We start from the raw sequence: 20112 nt of genomic DNA, 5'->3' as shown, positions 1-20112 counted from the left end.
TTACCGTTTACCCGCAGGCCGTACAAAAGCGAACAATGAAGCTCACTTAACGGAGACTTTGGACACTGTCGCCGCCTGGTCTTACGCAGCTCAATGCGTTTCCGTTACCTTGCCGAGAATTGATCGTCACCGGAGGTCCATACGCTCCGGCGGATCTACTTTCTTCGGAGGACCTACCTCGATGCGTCCATACATACGTCTCGTGGGTTCGGCCCTGCGGTCCCGCCCACCGCTGCACACCCGTCCCGGGTTCCGTGCACTGGGCGCCGCCGCCGTGGCCACCGCGCTCGGCCTCTCGCTCACCGGTCCCGCTGTCGCGGCCGCCGGCACGCCGTTCATCAGCGAGCTGCACTACGACAACGCCGGCACCGACACCGGTGAGTCGATCGAGATCGAGGCCTCGGCCGGCTTCGACCTGGCCGGTTGGCAGATCGTCCTCTACAACGGCAGCAACGGTGGCACCTACGGCACCCCGGCCGTCCTGAGCGGACCCGTGCCGGCGGCCGGCGTCGTCGTCCAGACCTACGGCGTGGACGGCCTCCAGAACGGTGCCCCGGACGGCATCGCGCTGGTCAAGCCGGACGGCACGGTGGCCGAGTTCGTCAGCTACGAGGGCGTCCTCACCGCCACCAACGGTCCGGCCGCCGGCCGGACCAGCGTCGACATCGGGGTGTCGCAGTCCAACGCCCCGCTCGGCCAGTCGCTGCAGAAGATCGACGGCACCTGGCAGGCCCCGGCCACGAGCAGCTTCGGCGCGCTCAACAAGGCCGAGCCGGAGGAGCCCGAGGAGCCCGGAACCGGCTGCGTCACCGAGGTCACCCACTCCATCGCCCAGGTGCAGGGCACCGGCGCGGCGACCGGTCTGGCCGGCGCCAAGGTCACCGTCGAGGGTGTGGTCACCGCCGATCACCGCACGGGTGGTTACAACGGCGTCTACGTCCAGACCGCGGGCAGCGGCGGCGACCGCCCGGTGGCCGCCGGCACCGCGTCCGACGGCATCTTCGTCCATCTGACCGCGACCGCCGCCAACCACCCGTCGGTGGCCGTCGGCGACCTGGTCCGGGTGACCGGCACGGTCAGCGAGTTCAACGCGCTCACCCAGATCACCATCGGCGCGAAGGCCGACGTGCAGGTCTGTGCCGGCGACGCCGTGCTGCCCGCGCCGGTCCCGCTGGCCCTGCCGCTGGACGACGCGGCCCGGGAGTCGGCCGAGGGCATGCTGGTCGCGCCGGTCGGCGCCGTCACCGTCTCGGACGTCTACAACACCAACCGCTACGGCGAGATCGTGCTGGCCGCCGGCTCCGAGCCGGCCCGCATCCCGACCGACGTGGCCCGCCCGGGCAGCGACGCCGCCCTGCAGCTCCGGACCGCCAACAAGAACGGCCGGATCCTGCTCGACGACGCCCGGACCACCAACCTCGCCACGGCGAACCTGGCCCCGCCGTACTTCACCAAGGACGACCCGGTCCGGGTCGGCGACACCGTGGAGAAGTTCGGTGCGACCGTGCTGGGCTACGGCTTCAACGAGTGGCGCCTGCAGCCGGCCACGCCGGTCGACGCGAACACCCCGGCGGTCTCGCGCACCACGTTCAAGGACACCAACCCGCGGACCGCGGCGCCCGCGAAGGTCGGCGGCGACATCAAGGTCGCCAGCTTCAACGTGCTGAACTACTTCGTCCACTTCGGTGGCGAGGCGCGCGGCGCCACCGACGCGGCGGCGTTCGCCAAGCAGGAGGCGAAGATCGTCTCGGCGATCACGGCCCTGGACGCCGACGTGATCGCGCTCATGGAGATCGAGAACTCGGTCCGCTTCGAGGACAACGATCCGCAGATGGCGCTGAAGACGCTGGTCGCCGCGCTCAACGAGGTCGACGGCGCGGGCACCTGGGACTACGTCCGGTCGCCGGCCGAGCTGCCCGGCGCCGCCCAGCAGGACTTCATCACCAGCGCGATCATCTTCAAGCCGGCCGCGGTCACCCCGAAGGGCCCGTCCAAGTCGGTCAACGACGAGACGGTCTGGGGCAACGCCCGCGAGCCGATCGCGCAGACCTTCACCTCGGGCTCGATCGACTTCACCGTGGTGGCGAACCACTTCAAGTCGAAGAGCGCCTCGGTCGCGCCGACCGGGGACAACGTGGACACCGGGGACGGGCAGGGCGCGTACAACGGCGACCGGGTCCGGCAGGCGCAGGCCCTGGCGACCTTCGTCGAGGGTCTCGGCACCGACAAGGTGATCCTGCTCGGCGACTTCAACGCGTACGGCCAGGAGGACCCGCTGCAGGTCCTCTACGGCAAGGGCTTCACCGACGCGCACGCCGAGGGCAAGTCCTCGTACGTGTTCGGCGGCGAGTCCGGCTCGCTGGACCACGCGCTGGTCAGCGGTGAGTTCGCCAAGCGGGTCACCGGTCTCGACATCTGGAACATCAACTCCGTCGAGTCGTTCGCCTACCAGTACGACGGGTACGCGCCGTTCTTCGACAACGGCCCGTTCCGCTCCAGCGACCACGACCCGGTGGTCGTCGGCGTGGAGACCGGCCAGGCCGGCCCGGTCGACCTGCAGCTGCTCAGCATCAACGACTTCCACGGCCGGCTCGAGCCGCCCGCCACGGTGAACGGCCAGCCGGTCGGTGGCGCCGCCCAGCTCGCCGGGTTGGTGGACCAGCTGCGCGCGGCGAACCCGAACACCGCGTGGATCTCGGCCGGTGACAACATCGGCGCCTCCACGTTCATCTCCGCGATCGACAACGACAACCCGGCGATCGACGTGCTGAACGCGGGCGGCCTGGCCGTCTCCGCGGTCGGCAACCACGAGTTCGACAAGGGCCTCGCCGACCTGCAGGGGCGGGTCGACGAGCGGGCCGACTTCCCGCTGCTCGCGGCGAACGTCTACAAGAACGGCGAGCGGGTGCTGCCGGGCTACGACGTGCAGAACCTGGGCGGCGTGCGGGTCGGCTACATCGGCGTGGTGACCGAGCAGACCAAGTCCCTGGTCAGCCCGGACGGCATCGCCGGCGTGGAGTTCCGTGACCCGGTCGCCGAGGCGAACGCCCTGGCCACCCAGCTCTCCGACGGCGAGCAGGCCAACGGCGAGGCGGACGTGCTGGTGCTGCTCGCCCACGAGGGCGCGGCCACCGAGAACATCGGCTCGGCCGAGGCCCTGGCCGCCGACCCGGTCTTCGGCCCGTTCACCAAGGTGAACGCGGAGATCGACGTCATCTTCAGCGGCCATACCCACCAGCCGTACGCGTTCCAGGTCCCGGTGCCCGGCACCGCCCAGACCCGTCCGGTGGTGCAGGCGGAGGACTACGGCGAAAAGCTCGGCAAGGTCGTCCTGACCTACGACCCGGCCACCGGCAAGGTCACCAAGTCCACCGCCGAGCTGGTCCCGGTGACCGGCTACCCGGCGAACACCGAGGTCGCGAACATCGTGACCGCGGCCAAGGCGAAGGCCGAGGAACTGGGCAAGGCGACCCTCGGCAAGATCACCGAGGACATCCTCCGGGCGTACACCAGCGCGGGCGGCGAGGATCGGGGCGCCGAGTCGGTGCTCGGCAACTTCATCGCCGACGTCCAGCTCGACCAGACCCGTGAGCCGGGCCGGGGCGGTGCGCAGATCGCCTTCATGAACCCGGGCGGCCTGCGGGCGGACCTGAAGTACGGCACCGACGGCACGGTCACCTACGCGGCGGCCTTCGCCGTGCAGCCGTTCTCCAACGACGTGGTGACGCGGACCCTGACCGGCCTCCAGATCAAGCAGGCGCTCGAGGAGCAGTGGCAGCCGGACGGGGCCTCCCGCCCGGTGCTGCACCTCGGTGTGTCCAAGGGGTTCACCTACTCCTACGACGCCGCCAAGCCGCGGGGCCAGCGCATCATCGCCTCGTCGATCAAGCTGAACGGGGTCACGCTGGACCCGGCCGGCACCTACCGCGTGACGACGAACTCGTTCCTCGCCGCGGGCGGGGACAACTTCCCGTCGCTGGTCAGCAAGGTCGGTGTGACCACCACCGGCGACAACGACCTGACCATGCTGGTGAACTACTTCGCCGAGCACTCGCCGATCACCGCCGACACCGCGCCGCGGAGCATCGCCGGCGTGGCCGACAGCACCGCGCCGACCGGCACGTACGCCCTGAACGCCACGGCCGGATGGGTGGGCCAGACGGTGACGCTGACCGAGAAGGCCCTGGCCGACGACGTCAGCGCACCGGCCGGGATCACCCGGGTGATCAACTGGGGTGACGGCAGCGCGCCGCAGACCCTGGCGGCCGGCGCCACCTCGGCGACACACAAGTACGCCAAGGCCGGCAGCTTCGGAGTGTCGGTGACCCTCACCGACCAGGCCGGCAACAGCGGCGCGGCCACGATCAGCGGACCGTCCACGGTCACCGTCTCGGCGCAGCCGGGCCGGTTCACCCTGGACCGGTCCTCGATCTGGGCCGGCCAGACGGTCACGCTGCGGGTCAGCGGGGTCACCGGCGCCACCAAGCTCGTGGTGGCGTGGGGCGACGGCACCAGCGCCACGGTGTCGCCGAAGAACGGTTCGGTGACCCACAAGTACGTCAAGGCCGGAACGTTCGCGGTCAAGGTGACGCCGTACAACGCCCTCGGCGCCGGCCAGCCGGTGACCGCCGGGAACCTCAAGGTCGTCAAGGACACCGTCAAGCCCGTGGTGACCCTGACCGTCCCGAAGAGCCCGGCCAAGGCGTCGTCCTGGTCGAAGCTGACCGGTAAGACGGCGGATGCCGGCCTGGGCGTCGCTCAGGTGCGGGTGAAGCTGATCGAGCAGCGGTCCGGCAAGTGGTACTACTACAACGGCCGCGGCTGGGTGAAGGCGTCCTCGCAGAAGGCGGCCTCGGCCAAGGCCAAGGTGATCACCGTGGCGCCGAACGCCAAGGGCGCCTGGACCACCGGCGTGACGGGTGTCAAGAAGGGCACCCTGAAGGTCACGTACTGGGCCGTGGACAAGGCGGGCAACACCTCGTCCGTGAAGGTCTGGACCGCGAAGATCACGAAGTAACCGGAGCAGTGGAGAGGGCCCTCGCGCGAGCGGGGGCCCTCTCTCCGTCCTGGACGGCCGTGCCGGGATCAGCGGGCTGACCGCCGCCCGGGCCGTCGCCCGGTCGCTGATGCCGATCCGGTTGACCGGCGGATCCGTCCCGGGGGATGAGGCATTACGTCAGCGGACGGCTGCGCGCCTTTCGCATGCGCACGAGAGCGGCGGTGGCGGTCACGACCGCCCAGGACGCGACAAGAGTCGCGGCGATCCACCAGCCGAGGGAGGCCAGCACGACAGCAGTGAGAGTTATCACAGCTGCGATCGCGAAGAGCGGGAGGGCCGGGCGGCCGGTCGTCGACACGCTGAAGTTCCCACCGCCCATGCGGGCACAGAAGTCGGGATCCTCGCGCTGGAGCTGGCGTTCCAGCTGTGCCAACCGCCGGTTGTCCTCTTTGCTGAGCATCTAGCACCCTCCGGTCTGCCGCGCCGGTGAAGCCCTGCGATCGAGCGAGAGCGATCTCGATCACAGCCATTGTTACCTCTGAGTTGCCTTTGTGATACGCCCGCGTGTGCCGATTTTTCGCCCGTTCCGTTCCCGGGGCGTGTGCCGGACGGGGAGGTTCGCGGGACCACCGGTGGGCAGAACCCTCCGTATCGGATACAACGGACGCTCCCTGGGTGCGGATACGGACTCAGCGTTGTCGGTGAACTACTGAAAGTGATCGACCCGCCCCTGTGCGGGACGGGCCGGGCGCAAAAAATCAGGGTCAGGGCCGGGTCGTCAGGTCGTAGAGGGTGGTGGTACCCACCGTCTGCGCGGTGAAGGTGGCGGCCACCCACGCGCTGATCTGCGAGCTGATGCTGCTGCCGCCGTTGCCGCCGCCCCGGGCGAAGGCACCGCCGCCGATGAAGTAATGGATCCGCCCCGCGGCCACGTACCGCTGGAACTGCTCGAGCGTCGGGGACGGGTCGGTGCCGTTGAAGCCGCCGATCGCCATCACCGGCTTCTCGGTCGCCAGCTGATAACCCGAGGCGCTCTGCGACCCGACCGCGGCGGCGACCCAGGTGTACCGGCCGGCGTCCTGAGCGAGCAGCGCCTTCGTCTCGGCGCTGACCTCGGCCGCGTCGAGCAGCCCGCCCATGCCGCGGGCGCCGTCGCCGCCCCGGCCGCCGCCGTCTCGACCGCCGGCACCAGGCCCGGCACCGCCGGTGAACCCGCCGCCAGGAGCCTGACCGGGAATCTGACCGGGAGCCGCACCGGGGGCCTGACCGGGAGCCCCGCCAGGAAAGCCACCGCCGGGGAAGCCACCCCGGCCGCCGCCACCCGGACCGCCCCCGAACCCACCGGCCACCGCCGGCCCGGCGGACGGGATCGACCCGGTGTGCGGCTCGGCGGCCGTCCGCACCGCGTACGCCGCGGGCCCGGCCAGCGTCGCACCGAGCGCAACCGCCACGGCCACCACCGCCAACCGCCCGGCCAGGCGGAGGGTCGCGACCACCGCGACCGCCGCGACCAGGCCGGCCACCAGCACCGGCAGGCGCAGCCAGGGCAGGAAGTCGGCGCTGCGGCCGAGCAGGACGTACGACCACCAGGCGGTCACCGCCACCGCCGCACCCAGGGTGAGCGCCGCGACGATGTGTCTGCGGCGCTGCCAGAGCAGGGTGGCGCCGATCGCGACCACCGCGCCGATCGCCGGCGCCAGCGCGACCGTGTAGTACGCGTGGAAGATGCCCTGCATGAGGCTGAAGACCAGTCCGGTGACCAGCAGCCAGCCGCCCCAGACGAGCAGCCCGGCGCGCTGCGCGTCGGTGCGCGGCCGCCTTGCCGTGATCACCAGGCCGGCGACCAGCATCATCAGTGCGGTCGGCAGCAGCCAGGCGATCTGACCGCCCTGGGCGCTCTCGAAGAGCCGGGCCACCGAGGCCGACCCCCACCGGCCGCCGACGCTGCCGGCCTCCTCGCCGCTCAGCCGGCCCAGCCCGTTGTAGCCGAGGGTGAGCTCCAACAGGCTGTTGTTCTGCGAGCCGCCGATGTACGGCCGGGCCGAGTCCGGGACGAGCTCGACGATCGCGATGTACCAGCCGGCCGAGACGACCATCGCCATCAGGGCCAGCAACAGCTGCCCGATGCGCCTGCCGAGCTTCGGCGGGCCGGCGATCAGATACGCCAGACCGAACGCCGGCACCACGAGCAGCGCCTGCAGCATCTTCGCGAGGAAGCCGAAGCCGACGAACACTCCGGCCAGGACGATCCACTTCGTCGCGCCGGTCTCGACGGCGTGCACGGTCGCCCAGGCCCCGGCCACCATCAGCAGCACCAGCAGGGCGTCCGGGTTGTTGAACCGGAACATCAGCACGGCGACCGGCGTCAGCGCGGCGATCGCACCGGCGAGCAGGCCGGCGGCTGGTCCGGCGATCCGGCGCACGGTGGCGTAGAGCAGGCCGGTGGCGGCGACACCGAGCAGCGCCTGCGGCGCCAGGATGCTCCACGAGCTGAGGCCGAATAGGCGTACCGAAAGTGCCATGATCCAGAGCGAGGCGGGCGTCTTGTCCACTGTGATGGCGTTCGCCGCGTCCGAGGAGCCGTAGAAGAACGCCTTCCAGCTCTCCGAGCCGGCCTGGACCGCGGCGGAGTAGAACGCGTTGGCCCAGCCGGACTCGCCCAGCCCCCAGAGATAGAGGACAGCGGTGGCGAGCAGCAGCGCGACGAGGGACGGTCGGATCCAGGGGGCGTCGGTGCGGCCGAACAACAGTCGGGCGGCACCGGCGCGTGCGTGGGGAGGCGCGGCGGGCGCCGCCGGCACGTCGGCGGCGGACGTCTCCGGCAACAGCATGGTCATGCGTGGAACGATCGGTGGACCGGCTGTCGCGCCCTTGTGGTCATGCTGAGCGGTCCCTGTGAAACCAGGGACCGCTCACCCGGACGGGTCAGACCGTGCGGCGCTTCGCCGACGCGAGGGCCAGGCGCTCCAGCACGGCCACGGTGGCGTCCCAGCCCATGCACGCGTCGGTGACCGACTGGCCGTACACCAGGGATCCACCCAGGTTCTGACGTCCCGGCTGCAGGAAGCTCTCCAGCATCACGCCGCTGATCCCGCGCTGCCCGGCTTCCAGCTGCTGGGCCACGTCCTCGGCGACGATCGGCTGCCGGAGGTGGTCCTTGTTGCTGTTGCCGTGCGAGCAGTCGATGACCAGCCGCTCCGGCTCGCCGGCCGTGCGCAGCAGCTCCAGGGCGGCGGCCACGTCGGCGGCGCTGTAGTTCGGCTTGCCGCCGCCGCCGCGCAGCACCAGGTGGCAGTCCGGGTTGCCGGCGGTGTGCAGGATCGCCGGGGTGCCGGAGTAGTCGATGCCGGGGAAGACGTGCTGCGCCGCGGCGGCCTGGATCGCGTCGACCGCGGTGGAGACGCTGCCGTCGGGACGGTTCTTCATGCCGATCGGCATGGACAGGCCGGAGGCCAGCTGGCGGTGCACCTGCGACTCGACGGTGCGGGCGCCGATCGCGCCCCACGCCACGGTGTCCGCGATGTACTGCGGGGTGATCGGGTCCAGGAACTCCACGGCGACCGGCAGGCCCCGGCCGAGCACCTCGAGCAGCAGCTTGCGGGCGATCCGCAGGCCGGCGCCGACGTCACCGGTGCCGTCCAGGCCCGGGTCCATGATCAGGCCCTTCCAGCCGACCGTGGAGCGGGGCTTCTCGAAGTACACCCGCATCACGATCAGCAGGTCCTCGCTGAGCCGCTCGGCCTGGACCTTCAGCAGGTCGGCGTATTCACCGGCGGCCGCTGGATCATGCACCGAACACGGGCCGACGACGGCGATCAGCCGTTGATCTCGGCCGTTCAGCACGTCCTCGACCTGCTTGCGGCCGTCCAGCACGGTGTCGTGGAGTGCGGAGGTGAGCGGCAGCTCGTGGTGCAGAAGCGCCGGGCTCATCAGCGGGACGACCTTCTCGATGCGCTGGTCGCGGACGCGCTGTACCTCGGGGGCAGTCATGATGGGCTCTCCTTCGCCGGCCCCCGAGGGCGAGAGCCGGCTTGCTCGTCGCAAACAAAAAGGCAGCGACGTCGTCGCTGCCTCAGCCGGCTCTGGCGGGGTGTCTCAGGTCATGCGGTCATGGCCGAGGCACCGGCGGGAGCCGGCCTCGTAAACCAATAAAAAGACCACGTCTGTGACACGCCAAGGATCATAGCTGCTCTGAGTGCGCCTGCTGTAACTCCTGCGGTTTTTGTTCAAGTGCTGGGACGAGCGGCAGCATCACGGTGAACACGGTCCGCCCGGGCCGGCTCTGCACGCCGACCCGGCCCCCGTGCGAGGTGACCACCGCGTGCACGATCGAAAGGCCCAGGCCGGTGCTGCCGGCGGCCCGTGAGCGCGAGCCGTCACCGCGGGTGAACCGTTCGAAGATGCGCGGCGCCAGGCCGGCCGGGATGCCCGGGCCGTCGTCGATCACCTGGAGCACGGCGGCGTCCGGCCCGGCGGCCACCTTCACCGTGACCGTCGAGCCTTCCGGCGTGTGCGTACGCGCATTGGCCAGCAGATTGGCCAGCACCTGATGCAGCCGGGCCCCGTCGCCGATCACCGACACCGGCTCCTCCGGCAGGTCGAGCTGCCAGTCGTGGCCCGGCCCGGCGGCGTGCGCGTCGCTGGTCGCGTCGACCGCGAGCATGGTCAGGTCCACCGGGTCCTGGGCGAGCGGCCGGCCGGCGTCCAGGCGGGCCAGCAGCAGCATGTCCTCGACCAGCGCGGTCATCCGTTTCGCCTCGGACTCGACCCGGGTCAGCACGTGGGCGATCTCGTCCGGGACGGGCCGGCGGCTGCGGCGACTGAGTTCGGCATAGCCCCGGATGGCGGCGAGCGGGGTGCGCAGCTCGTGGCTGGCGTCGGCGACGAACTGGCGTACCTGCATCTCGCTGGCGTGCCGGGCCTCCAGCGCGTTGCCGACGTGGTCGAGCATCTGGTTCAGCGCGGCGCCGACCTGGCCGACCTCGGTGCGCGGGTCGGTGTCGGCGTCCGGCACCCGCTGGGCGAGCTGCACCTCGCCGCGGTCCAGCTTGAGCTCGGAGACGCGGGTCGCGGTGGCGGCCACCCGGTCCAGGGGCTTGAGGGTACGACGGACGATCAGTGCCCCACCCCAGCCCGCGATCAGCAGCGAACCCGCGATCACGCAGCCGGTGAACGCCGCGACCGTGAGCAATGTGGTGTTGACGTCGTCGAGCGATTGGCCGACGTACAGCAGTTCGCCGTCGACCGGGAGCGCCATGATGCGGTATTCGGGCAGCCCGCCACCGAGGTCGACGTCCGCCTTCTCGCCGGCCTGCACATCGTCGCGCAACATGTCCAGGGTCGCGTCGGAGAACTCGCTGAAGGTCGTGGCGCCGATGCGGGTGGTGGCGTCCGTCTCGGGGTCGAACCGGACCAGCCCGCCGACCGGATCGCCACTCTCCGGGTAGACGACGACGATGGAGTTGATCGGGGCGCCGCGCGGGGGTTCGTACGCGATGGCTCTGCTGAGCGTCGACCGGTTGCCGTACGGCTGGGCGCCGATGGCGGGCCCGATCACCCGCTTGGCCACGTCCTGGAGGTCGGTGTCGATCTGGTTGTGCAGGGACCGGTAGAGGTAGATCTCCGCGGTGCCACCGACGACCAGGCCCAGCACCGACAGCAGCGCGATCATGATGGCGACCAGGCGGGTGCGCAACGGCCATCCCGCGGGGCTGCGCCAGCGGGCCGGGCGGGCCTTCTCGTCGGCGGGCATCGTCAGTCGGCCGGTTTGAGCACGTAACCCGCGCCCCGCATGGTGTGGATCATCGGTGCCCGGCCGGCGTCGATCTTCTTCCGCAGGTACGAGATGTACAGCTCGACGACGTTGGCCTGCCCGCCGAAGTCGTAGTTCCAGACCCGGTCCAGGATCTGCGGCTTGCTCAGCACCCGGCGCGGGTTGCGCATCAGGTAGCGCAGCAGCTCGAACTCGGTCGCGGTCAGCGTGATCAGGTCACCGGCGCGGCGCACCTCGTGCGAGTCCTCGTCCAGAATGAGGTCGCCGACCACCAGCTGCGACTCGGTCCGCATCGGGGCGTGGCCCATCCGCCGCATCAGCCCGCGCAGCCGGGCCACCACCTCCTCCAGGCTGAACGGCTTGGTCACGTAGTCGTCGCCGCCGGCGGTCAGGCCGGTGATCCGGTCCTCCACCGAGTCCTTGGCGGTGAGGAACAGCACCGGCACCTCGGGGGTCTCGCCGCGCAGCCGGCGCAGCACCTCGAGCCCGTCGATGTCGGGCAGCATCATGTCCAGGACGACGGCGTCCGGGCGGAACTCCCGGGCGGTGCGCACGGCGGTCATCCCGTCGCCGGCGCTGCGCACCTCCCAGCCCTCGTAACGCAGCGCCATCGACAGCAGCTCGGCCAGGGTCGGCTCGTCGTCCACCACCAGAACCCGGACCGGGGTGCCGTCCGCGCGGCGGAGCTCGGTGCTGGGATCTGCGTTCGCCATCGTCATGCCCTCACTGTGCGGGGCGACGCTCTGCGCCGGCTTTCCGTTTCCTGTGTAGCAGCTGTGTCTCGCCCAGCTGTTCGGCACGGTGGTTCCGGGCCTTACGGAGTGGCAATCCAATAATCCGGACAAAAGCCGCATGATGAGGTTATGTCCCTACCTGAACTGCCTGGTGGCGGGCCCAGCCCGATGTTGCTCGCCGCGATCGGCGGATACCTGCTCACCGCCGGTCTGGCACTGCTGATGCTGCGTCGCTGACGGTCAGCCGATCGAGAATCCCGCCGGGTCGGAACACTCGCCGTTCGCGCGTTGTTGTGCGAGCGTTGGGGTCGGCGCGACGCGAGTGAGGAGCTGCACGTGGATCTTCTCGAGGAGTACCGCAGGGCCACCTTCTTCTTCGAGTCCGGCGACCCGCTCGGCGCCGCCCGCCTGCTCGAGCCGATAGTCGAGGCCGAGCCGCACAACACTGCGGTCCGCCAGCTGCTGGCCCGCGCCTATTTCAACTCGGCCCAGCTCAACGGCGCGGAAACCCAGCTCAAAGCACTGATCGAGCATGATCCGTCAGATCATTACGCGCACCACGTGCTCGGCCGGACCCTGGAGCGGGCCGGCCGCTTCCGTGAGGCCCTGCCGCACCTGCGCCTGGCCGCCGCGATGAAGAACCAGGCCGACTATCAGGAGGCCCTGCGCCGGGTCGAGACCTGGCTCGGCAAGAACAGCGAAGGCTAGGGTCGGGGTCGTGAAGCTGAAGCTGGATCTGCACGACATCTTCAACAAGGGGCAAGAGATCGACCGCGCGCTGCGCGGCATCATCGACGAGGCCATCCAGAAGAAGGCGGCGAGCGTCGAGATCATCCCGGGGAAGGGGAGCGGCGCCCTGAAGAAGAAGGTGCTGCGCTTCCTCGATCAGCGCGAGATCAAGCAGCTCTACCACCGGGTCGAGAAGGACGGCGACAACTGGGGCCGCCTGTTCGTCCACTTCCGCCACGACACACCCACCGGCCGCCGCGGCCGCGGTCGCTGATCAGCGCATCACTCGGTACCAGAGCTCGTTGGCCAGTGGCATCGCGCTGCTGCTGAGCAGCTCCAGGGCCACGTCGGTCCCGCCCGGATGCTCGAAGAGCCGGGTGCCGTCGCCGAGCAGCACCGGGGCCACGAACACCAGGATCTCGTCGAGCAGCCCGGCGGCCAGCAACTGCCGCGCCACCCCGGCGCCCAGCACGTTCACGTACCGATCGCCGGCCACCTCCCGAGCGGCCGCGACGGCCTCGTGCAGGTCGGTGACGAAGGTGACGTCCGGGACCGGCTCGGCGGGCGGGCGGTGGGTCAGCACGAAGACGGGCCCGTGCCAGGCGCCCTCCATGGCACCTTCCTTCTCCGTGCCGGCGTGCGGGTCGTCGCCGTCGAACGTCGTCCGCCCGACCAGCATGGCGCCGATCCGGCCGACGAGCGCCTCAGCCACCGGGTTGGGCCCGAGCCGCGGCGTCAGCCAGGACATGTCGCCGCCGGCCCCGGCGATGAAGCCGTCGAGGGACATCGTGACGGAGTAGAGCAGTTTCGCCATCGGGACATCCTCTCGTGGATCGACCCGGCAGCTCAGCCCGGCGGTCGCGTCGCGGGCGCGACCGGCCGGTCAGGTCGCGGGGTAGGCACGGGATTTGGCATTGTGCGTACGAAAAGAGGGGTCAAAGGGTGTAGGTCTTCGCGACCGCGACCATCTCGCTGCTGTGCGAGCCGAGAACGCCGACGCCCGCGGGCCGGGGCTGGAGTCCGGGCATCCGGCTGAGGTCGTCGCTCGCGTCCATGACCCGCATCCGGACCGGGTCGGTGCCGCGCACGGTGAGCTCGACCTCGACGCCCTCCTGCGGCGGGGCGTGGAAGACGAAGCCGAAACCCCAGCCGCCGCCCGCGGCGCCCTCGACGTCGACGGTGCGGCCGCTGACGGTTGCCGCGGTGACGGCGGTGCCCTCGGCGACGTGCAGAGTGACGAATCGGGCGGTCCGTTGCGGGGCGAGCTTGAGGCGCAGCGTCCGGCCGGTGCCGGTGCCGGTGCCGCTGTCCGACACCAGCGTGAGGTTCGGCGCGGGCAGGGGAGCCGCCGGGGCCGGGCCGCTGCGCAGTCGTTCGGGGCCGAAGGCGGGCAGCGAGTCGGTGACAGTTGCTGGTGATCCGGAGACGTGCCGCGCGGTCCAGTCCTGCGGCTCGGCCTCCTCGCTGAGCCAGCGGGCGGTGCCGGTGTCGGCGTCCAGCGCGTACATCAGGTGGGTCAGCGACGGGTGCCGCACGTCGAACCGGTCCACGGTCAGACCGGTCGCGACACAGGCCAGTACGGCGATCACGGCGACCGCGGTGGGCACGGCGCCGAGGCGGCGGGCGCGCAGCGCGTCCAGGCCGCGGGCGCCACCGGCGGCCGGATGGATCAGGTCGGCGACCGGCAGCAGGGCGAGCCCGAGCAACACCGTCAGGAAGGCGCCCACGCCGGCCATCGGCATGCCGAGCGCCGGGAAGAGCATCAGGACCGTGGGCAGCAGGATGACCACTGCGACCAGGCCGCCGGCGGTGATCGCGACGACTGCGAGCGTGTCCCGGACGTGGATGGCGACCAGGCCGGCGAGCGCGCCGGCCAGCGCGGGCAGCGTGGTCAGATATGCGCCGCCGGGAGTGAGCACGGCCAGCACGACGCCGAGGACGGCCAGCCAGCCGAGACCGGCGACGGCCAGCGCGGCCGGGCCGATCCGGCGGCGCAGCAGCACGTACCAGGCGAGGACGGTGAACGCGGCGAGGGCGATCACGGCCAGGCGGTACCACAGTGGACGGTAGGGGTCGATCGGCATCCCGCCGTACTCGGGGCGGACCAGCACGAGCAACGACCAGAGGGCCTGCGCGAGGACCGGCGCCACGACGATCGGCAGCAGGGCCAGCACGCCGGCCACCGCCAGCCGGCGGCCGGTGCTGCGCTTCTGCCGCGCGACCAGCCGGCCGAGCAGGCCGACCACCAGCACAGCCAGAACGGCCAGCGGCAGGACCAGCGAGCCGGGGTACCGGATCAGCAGCCCGGCGGCGGGGAAGTAGGTGGCGTCGCCACTCTCCAGCGCGGTCAGGTCACGTCCGCCCAGCTCGCGGACGAGGGCCAGGGCGTTGTCGCCGTGGTGCTGGAGGCTGTCCCGGTTCATCGACCCGGCGGTGTCGGTGGGCGCGTGATAGACCGCCGCACCGTCGATGTACGCCGAGTTCAGCCCGGCGAACCCGGCCTCGCGGAACGGCGTGAAGTCGGTGTCGTTCGGCAGCAGCCGGTAGATCTCCACGGCGAACGAGGTGCCGACCGGGTACGGAACCTTGCTGTACGCGTCGACGAGCTGCCCGTTCCCCTCCGACGTCTCGAACATGATCGCCGGACCGCTGCTGCCGCGCGCCTCCAGGTTGACCACGACGCCGCCGCCCTGGGCGAGCGGGTGCTGGTCGACGAATGCCTTGGCCCCGCAGAGGCAGGCCTCCTCGGCGTCGGTGAGCAGCAGCACCACGTCGTTGCGCAGCTGCCCGCCGGTGGTCAGCGCCCGGGCCGTCTCCAGGATCGTCGACGTGCCCGCCGCGTCGTCGTTGCCGCCCGGCCCGACCTGGGCGGAGTCGTAGTGCGCGACGAGCAGGATCCGCCCGGTGGGAGCACTACCGGGGATCAGCGTGACGACGTTGCGGATCCGGGCCAGCCCGGCGCCGCCGGCGCTCGCGGACAGCGTCCCGCCCTGCACGGTCACGGTGTCCTGCACCTCCGGCGTCAGGCCGAGGCCGCGCAGCGTGGTCAGCAGGTGCTCGCGGACCCGGTCGTTCGCCGCGCTGCCGGCCACGTGCGGCTCGGTGGCGATCGCCCGGACGTGGCCGAAGGCGCGGGCCGCGCTGAACTCGTCCGGTGGCGCCGAGGCCGCCCGCTCGGCCGGCGGCACGATGGCACGGACCGCGGCGAACCCGGCCAGCGCCAGCACGGCGAGGACGAGGGCGGCGGCGAGACCCCGGCGGGCCGGCCTGGTCAGGGCGTTGTCACGCATGAGTCACATCTAAGCGCCCGGCGTGGCGGCCGGGTACCCCGAAGATCCGTTCGCGGGTGGAATAGCGTTGTCGGGGTGACTACCCCGCTCGACCCAGCCGCCGTCATCGCGGAGTTCATCGACGCGGTGTCCCCGTACAACCCGAACCCGGACGCCGCGCCCGTTGCCGTCCTCGGCGTGCGCACCGCGCTCGGTGAGGATGTCTTCACCCTCAGCGATCACGTGATCCGGGCGATGTGCCGCGCGCTCGCGTCCTACCGCGACCCGGAGGACCGCGGCAACTGCGCCGGGTGCGGTGGTCGCCACCTGGACGAGAACCTGCACTGCCGGGACTGCGGGCAGCTGCACGGCATCCTCGGTCAGGTGATCGCCGCGCACGCCCGGCGGGTGGCCGCCGACAACGCCGGTCCGGACCCGCAAGGTTCGAAGTGAGGCCAGGTCACGACCTGATGACCGGAGTTGTGCGGCCGGGCCCGGTGGTACACGATTCTCGGGTCACCTATGCGTCGAGTGGGGAATCGGAATGACGGAGCGGTCGCTCGCGCCCCGCACGTACGCGGCTAATCAACTGGAGAGATTGCGGATCCTGCTCGTCGAGGACGACGAGGGTGATGCCTTTCTGGTGCGTGAGCTTCTCGATGAGGCCGAGGCCCCGTTCGAGCTGACGGTCGTCACCAGTCTCCGGGAGGCCATCGGCCTGATCGCCGGCGCCGAGTGCGTGCTGCTCGACCTGGGCCTGCCCGACGCGGAGGGCATCGACGGCCTGCGCAAGCTGCTCGCGCTGGCCGGCCGGGCCGCGGTGTGTGTGCTGACCGGGCGCTCCGACGAGCACCTCGGCGTGCAGGCGGTCGCCGAGGGCGCCCAGGACTACCTGGTCAAGGGCCAGGTGGACGGCGTCCTGCTGATCCGCTCCCTGCGGTACGCGGTGGAGCGCAAACGCGCCGACGAGAACGCCCGCCTGCTGCGCGAGGTGGAGCTGCGCCAGGCCGAGTCGGCCCGTCTGGAGCGGGGCCTGCTGCCGCAGCCGCTGATGCAGACCACCGAGGTGTCGGTGGAGACGTTCTATCGATCCGGCCGGGCGATGGGCCTGCTCGGTGGCGACTTCTTCGACGTGGTGCAGGTCGGCGACGACCGGCTGCACCTGATCGTCGGCGACGTCTGCGGGCACGGTGTGGACGAGGCCGCGCTCGGCGTCGAGCTCCGGGTGGCCTGGCGCGCCCTGGTGCTGGCCGGTGTCCCGGAGGAGCAGGTGCTGCCCTCGCTGGAGCAGGTCCTGATGTCCGAGCGGCGGGCCCGGGAGGTGTTCGCCACGGTCGCCGCGCTGGTCGTCGACCTGCCACGCAACCGGGTGACCGTCCGCCTCGCCGGCCATCCGCCGCCCGTTGTGCTCTCCGGCGGCCGGGTCGCCCCGGTGACCGCGCGTACCGGCATCGTCCTCGGGGTACGACCCGCTCCCACACCCGCGACGGAGTTGGAGTTCACCGACCATGACTGGTCCCTGTTGATGTACACGGACGGATTGATCGAGGGGCACACCGGCCCCGGGAACGAGCGTCTCGACGTGGACGGCCTCTGCAAGCTGCTCGACGAGCCGGAGGCCCGGCAGATGCCGGTGCCCGCACTGCCCGCGTGGCTGGTCAGCCGCGCGGACCAGGCCAACGGCGGCCCGCTCGCCGACGACGTGGCGATGCTGCTGATCTCGCGGGGCGGTGGCCGGTGAACGTCCTGGACGCCCGCAGCTGGACGCTGCGCCAGCGGATCGCCGCGCTGTGCACCGCGGTGGCGCTGGTCCTCGGTGTGCTCGGGGTCTTCGCGGCGATCACCGCGGCGAACAGCAACCGGCACCTCGACGACGTGCTGGACCGGATCGGCCCGATGCGGGTGGCCGGTGAGGCGCTGAACACCGCGCTGGTGAACCAGGAGACCGGTGTCCGCGGATACGTGATCACCGGCCAGCGCAACAACCTGGGGCCTTACGAGGAGGGCCTGGCCGCCGAGAACCAGCAGATGGACATTCTGGAGAAGCTGCTGGGGCCCGGCGACACGCGGGTTCGGGCGGCGCTCGACGACCTGCGCACGCGGGCCGCGACGTGGCGTTCCGAGGTCGCTGAGCCGGTGATCGCCGCGGTGCAGGCGGACGGCCCGGCGGCCGGCCAGGCGCTCGTCGACCAGGCCGACACCCGCGACTTCGACGAGCTTCGGCAGTCCGCCCAGCGGGTGCAGAACGAGATCCAGGTCATCCGTGGCCGGGCCGCGACCGCCGCCCGGCAGGCCGGCTCGACCATGGTGGCGATCGAGATCGCCGCCGCGGCGATCATCGTGCTGGCCGGCGCGTTCCTGCTGTACCTGTTGGACCGGCTGGTGAGCCGCCCGATCACCGAGCTGGCCGGTCAGGTTCGCGACGTCGCGGCCGGTGACTACGAGCGGCAGATCGCCAGCCCGCGCGGCTCTTCCGACCTGGTGGCGCTCGCCGCCGACATCGACCGGATGCGCCGGCAGATCGCCAGCGAGCTGAGCGAGGTGCGCATGGCGCGTTCCCAGATCGAATGGGTCAACGAGCAGCTCCAGTCGCAGGCCGAGGAACTGACCCGGTCCAACCGCGACCTGGAGCAGTTCGCCTACGTCGCCTCGCACGACCTGCAGGAGCCGCTGCGCAAGGTGGCCAGCTTCTGCCAGCTGCTGCAGCGGCGGTACGCGGGACAGCTCGACGAACGGGCGGACCAGTACATCGGTTTCGCCGTCGACGGCGCCCAGCGCATGCAGCGGCTCATCAACGACCTGCTCGCGTTCTCCCGGATCGGCCGCTTGACCAGCGGTTTCACCGACGTCGACCTGAACAGGGTGCTCGACGACGTGAAATCGCAGCTGGAGCCACGGGCCGGCGAGGGCGCCGAGATCACCTGGACCGGGATGCCGGTGGTGGAGGGTGAGGAGCCGCTGCTCACCACGCTCTTCGTGAACCTGATCGGCAACTCGCTCAAGTTCCGCCGGCCGGACGTCGAGCCGGTGATCCGGGTGACCGCGGAACGTGACGGCGCGGAGTGGCGGATCAACGTCCGGGACAACGGCATCGGCATCGAGGCCGAGTTCGCCGACAAGGTCTTCGTGATCTTCCAGCGGCTGCACGCGCGGGACGCGTACGAGGGGACCGGCATCGGACTCGCGATCGTGAAGAAGATCGTCGAATACCATAGCGGGCGGATCTGGCTCGATGTCGACGCTGCGGAAGGCGCGTCGATCTGGTTCACGCTGCCGGTTCTGCCGGGTGCGGAGTCTCCGGAGACAACGTCTCCGGAGAAGACGGAAGAGGTCGTGGAAGCATGAGCGTGACGCGGGACAACGGCACACCGATCGAGGTGTTGCTCGTCGAGGACGACCCCGGTGACGTCCTGATGACGCAGGAGGCGTTCGAGGAGCACAAGGTCCGCAACCGGCTGACCGTGGTCTCCGACGGCGCCGAGGCTTTGGCATATCTGCGTCGCGAAGGTCAGTACTCCGACGCGGTCCGGCCCGACCTGATCCTGCTCGACCTGAACCTGCCGCGGCGCGACGGCCGCGAGGTGCTCGAGGAGATCAAGAAGGACGACAGCCTGGGCCGCATCCCGGTCGTCGTGCTCACCACCTCGTCGGCGGACGAGGACATCCTGCGCAGCTACCAGCTGCACGCGAACGCTTATGTGACCAAGCCGGTGGACTTCGAGCGGTTCATCGCGGTGATCCGGCAGATCGACGAGTTCTTCGTCAGCGTCGTGAAGTTGCCGCCACGTGCTTGATCAGGTGGCCGAGCTCGTCCGCGAGGTGGCGCACACCGAGGTCCTGCCGCGATTCCGGCGGCTGGCCGAGGACGAGGTGCATCAGAAGGCGCCCGGTGACCTGGTCACCGTGGCCGATCAGGAGTCCGAGCGGGCGCTGACCCACGGGCTGACCGCCCTGCTGCCCGGTTCCGTGGTGGTCGGCGAGGAGGCGGTGGCGGCCGACCCCTCGGTGCGGGACCGCATCGCCGGCGGCGGCGCCGTGTGGATCGTGGACCCGGTCGACGGCACCAACAACTTCGCTGCCGGCAAGACCCCGTTCTGCGTGATGGTCGCCCTGGTCCGCGACGGTGAGCCGGCCGCGGCCTGGATCCTCGACGTGGTCGGTGACCACCTGACGGTGGCCGAGGCCGGCTCGGGGGCATACAGGGACGGTGTCCGGGTCAAGACCCGCACCGACGATCCCGGCCCGGCGGGGCTGCACGGCGTGATTTCGCACAAGTACTTCCCCGACGACCTGAGCGAGCAGGTCCGGGCGAACGCGGTCGCCCTGGGCGGGCACACCAACGGGAAACACTGCGCGGGGTACGAATATCCGGCCATCGCCACCGACGAGCAGCAGTTCGGCATGTTCTGGCGGATCCTGCCGTGGGACCACGTCCCCGGCTCGCTCATCGTCCGGGAGGCCGGGGGTGTCGTTCGTCACCTCGACGGCACGGATTACCGGCCGACCGACCACCGACGAGGGCTTCTGGTCGCGGCCAACCCCGGCATCTGGGAGTCGGTGCACGGAACCCTGTTCCCGGACGGCCCCCCGGTGATCGATCCGCTCTAG

At 70.9% G+C, this 20112-nt stretch carries 15 protein-coding genes; 8 read left to right on the top strand and 7 right to left on the bottom strand.

The window, feature by feature from the left end; translation table 11 throughout:
- Nucleotides 1-202: 202 nt before the first annotated feature.
- Complete coding sequence (locus AC0NH5_RS27410) at nucleotides 203-5017, top strand: ExeM/NucH family extracellular endonuclease (RefSeq protein ID WP_474409186.1); 4815 nt, start codon at nucleotides 203-205, stop codon at nucleotides 5015-5017.
- Between the two features lie 154 nt (nucleotides 5018-5171).
- Here AC0NH5_RS27410 and AC0NH5_RS27405 read toward each other — a convergent pair whose 3' ends face one another.
- The 5 genes from AC0NH5_RS27405 to AC0NH5_RS27385 form a co-directional block, all read right to left on the bottom strand.
- Nucleotides 5172-5459, bottom strand: coding sequence for a DUF3040 domain-containing protein (locus tag AC0NH5_RS27405; protein ID WP_474409183.1), 288 nt, complete (start codon nucleotides 5457-5459; stop codon nucleotides 5172-5174).
- A 304-nt stretch (nucleotides 5460-5763) separates the two neighbouring features.
- The gene (locus tag AC0NH5_RS27400; RefSeq protein WP_474409181.1) at nucleotides 5764-7836 is read right to left on the bottom strand and encodes an ArnT family glycosyltransferase; all 2073 of its coding nucleotides are present in this window, start codon (nucleotides 7834-7836) and stop codon (nucleotides 5764-5766) included.
- Between the two features lie 88 nt (nucleotides 7837-7924).
- On the bottom strand, nucleotides 7925-8989 hold the full coding sequence (locus AC0NH5_RS27395; RefSeq protein WP_474409178.1) for a 3-deoxy-7-phosphoheptulonate synthase: 1065 nt from the start codon (nucleotides 8987-8989) through the stop codon (nucleotides 7925-7927).
- A gap of 190 nt (nucleotides 8990-9179) precedes the next feature.
- Nucleotides 9180-10751 (bottom strand): ATP-binding protein, encoded by a 1572-nt coding sequence (locus tag AC0NH5_RS27390; protein WP_474409176.1) that lies wholly within the window; start codon nucleotides 10749-10751, stop codon nucleotides 9180-9182.
- Nucleotides 10752-10753: 2 nt separating this feature from the next.
- The gene (locus tag AC0NH5_RS27385) at nucleotides 10754-11491 is read right to left on the bottom strand and encodes a response regulator transcription factor (RefSeq protein ID WP_474409174.1); all 738 of its coding nucleotides are present in this window, start codon (nucleotides 11489-11491) and stop codon (nucleotides 10754-10756) included.
- A 351-nt stretch (nucleotides 11492-11842) separates the two neighbouring features.
- On the opposite strand from AC0NH5_RS27385, the gene AC0NH5_RS27380 reads away from it, so the two are divergent.
- Complete coding sequence (locus AC0NH5_RS27380; RefSeq protein ID WP_474409171.1) at nucleotides 11843-12214, top strand: tetratricopeptide repeat protein; 372 nt, start codon at nucleotides 11843-11845, stop codon at nucleotides 12212-12214.
- 10 nt (nucleotides 12215-12224) lie between these two features.
- Entirely contained in the window at nucleotides 12225-12509 is a 285-nt protein-coding gene (locus tag AC0NH5_RS27375; protein WP_474409168.1) for a Smr/MutS family protein, read from the top strand.
- On the opposite strand, the gene AC0NH5_RS27370 is transcribed toward AC0NH5_RS27375, so the two are convergent.
- Nucleotides 12510-13049: a dihydrofolate reductase family protein gene (locus tag AC0NH5_RS27370; RefSeq protein ID WP_474409166.1), complete on the bottom strand. Its 540-nt coding sequence runs from the start codon at nucleotides 13047-13049 to the stop codon at nucleotides 12510-12512.
- 121 nt (nucleotides 13050-13170) lie between these two features.
- Nucleotides 13171-15525 (bottom strand): M28 family peptidase, encoded by a 2355-nt coding sequence (locus AC0NH5_RS27365; RefSeq protein ID WP_474409163.1) that lies wholly within the window; start codon nucleotides 15523-15525, stop codon nucleotides 13171-13173.
- Between the two features lie 75 nt (nucleotides 15526-15600).
- Here AC0NH5_RS27365 and AC0NH5_RS27360 point away from each other — a divergent pair, with 75 nt between their 5' ends.
- The 5 genes from AC0NH5_RS27360 to AC0NH5_RS27340 all read left to right on the top strand — a co-directional run bounded on the left by AC0NH5_RS27360 (nucleotide 15601) and on the right by AC0NH5_RS27340 (nucleotide 20112).
- Nucleotides 15601-15957 carry a hypothetical protein gene (locus AC0NH5_RS27360; RefSeq protein WP_474409161.1) on the top strand — a complete coding sequence of 119 codons (357 nt, stop codon included), beginning with the start codon at nucleotides 15601-15603 and terminating at the stop codon, nucleotides 15955-15957.
- Between the two features lie 91 nt (nucleotides 15958-16048).
- A complete protein-coding gene (locus AC0NH5_RS27355; RefSeq protein ID WP_474409159.1) occupies nucleotides 16049-17245 on the top strand; it encodes a PP2C family protein-serine/threonine phosphatase in 1197 nt (398 codons plus the stop codon).
- 5 nt (nucleotides 17246-17250) lie between these two features.
- Nucleotides 17251-18849, top strand: a complete 1599-nt coding sequence (locus AC0NH5_RS27350) for a sensor histidine kinase (protein WP_474409351.1) — start codon at nucleotides 17251-17253, stop codon at nucleotides 18847-18849.
- Nucleotides 18846-19298: a response regulator gene (locus tag AC0NH5_RS27345; RefSeq protein ID WP_474409156.1), complete on the top strand. Its 453-nt coding sequence runs from the start codon at nucleotides 18846-18848 to the stop codon at nucleotides 19296-19298. Before AC0NH5_RS27350 ends, AC0NH5_RS27345 begins: the two co-directional genes overlap by 4 nt.
- A complete protein-coding gene (locus AC0NH5_RS27340; protein ID WP_474409154.1) occupies nucleotides 19291-20112 on the top strand; it encodes an inositol monophosphatase family protein in 822 nt (273 codons plus the stop codon). The genes AC0NH5_RS27345 and AC0NH5_RS27340 overlap by 8 nt, the downstream gene beginning before the upstream one ends.

The sequence above is a fragment of the Actinoplanes sp. 13 genome (genome assembly GCF_056134165.1).
This window is presented reverse-complemented; position numbering and strand designations above follow the sequence as displayed.

Bases quoted from the DNA above. Each gene is read 5' to 3' on its own strand.
- AC0NH5_RS27405 (WP_474409183.1), bottom strand. From the start codon at position 5,459: ATGCTCAGCAAAGAGGACAACCGGCGGTTGGCACAGCTGGAACGCCAG.
- AC0NH5_RS27400 (WP_474409181.1), bottom strand. From the start codon at position 7,836: ATGACCATGCTGTTGCCGGAGACGTCCGCCGCCGACGTGCCGGCGGCG.
- AC0NH5_RS27395 (WP_474409178.1), bottom strand. From the start codon at position 8,989: ATGACTGCCCCCGAGGTACAGCGCGTCCGCGACCAGCGCATCGAGAAG.
- AC0NH5_RS27390 (WP_474409176.1), bottom strand. From the start codon at position 10,751: ATGCCCGCCGACGAGAAGGCCCGCCCGGCCCGCTGGCGCAGCCCCGCG.
- AC0NH5_RS27385 (WP_474409174.1), bottom strand. From the start codon at position 11,491: ATGACGATGGCGAACGCAGATCCCAGCACCGAGCTCCGCCGCGCGGAC.
- AC0NH5_RS27370 (WP_474409166.1), bottom strand. From the start codon at position 13,049: ATGGCGAAACTGCTCTACTCCGTCACGATGTCCCTCGACGGCTTCATC.
- AC0NH5_RS27365 (WP_474409163.1), bottom strand. From the start codon at position 15,525: ATGCGTGACAACGCCCTGACCAGGCCGGCCCGCCGGGGTCTCGCCGCC.
- AC0NH5_RS27355 (WP_474409159.1), top strand. From the start codon at position 16,049: ATGACGGAGCGGTCGCTCGCGCCCCGCACGTACGCGGCTAATCAACTG.
- AC0NH5_RS27345 (WP_474409156.1), top strand. From the start codon at position 18,846: ATGAGCGTGACGCGGGACAACGGCACACCGATCGAGGTGTTGCTCGTC.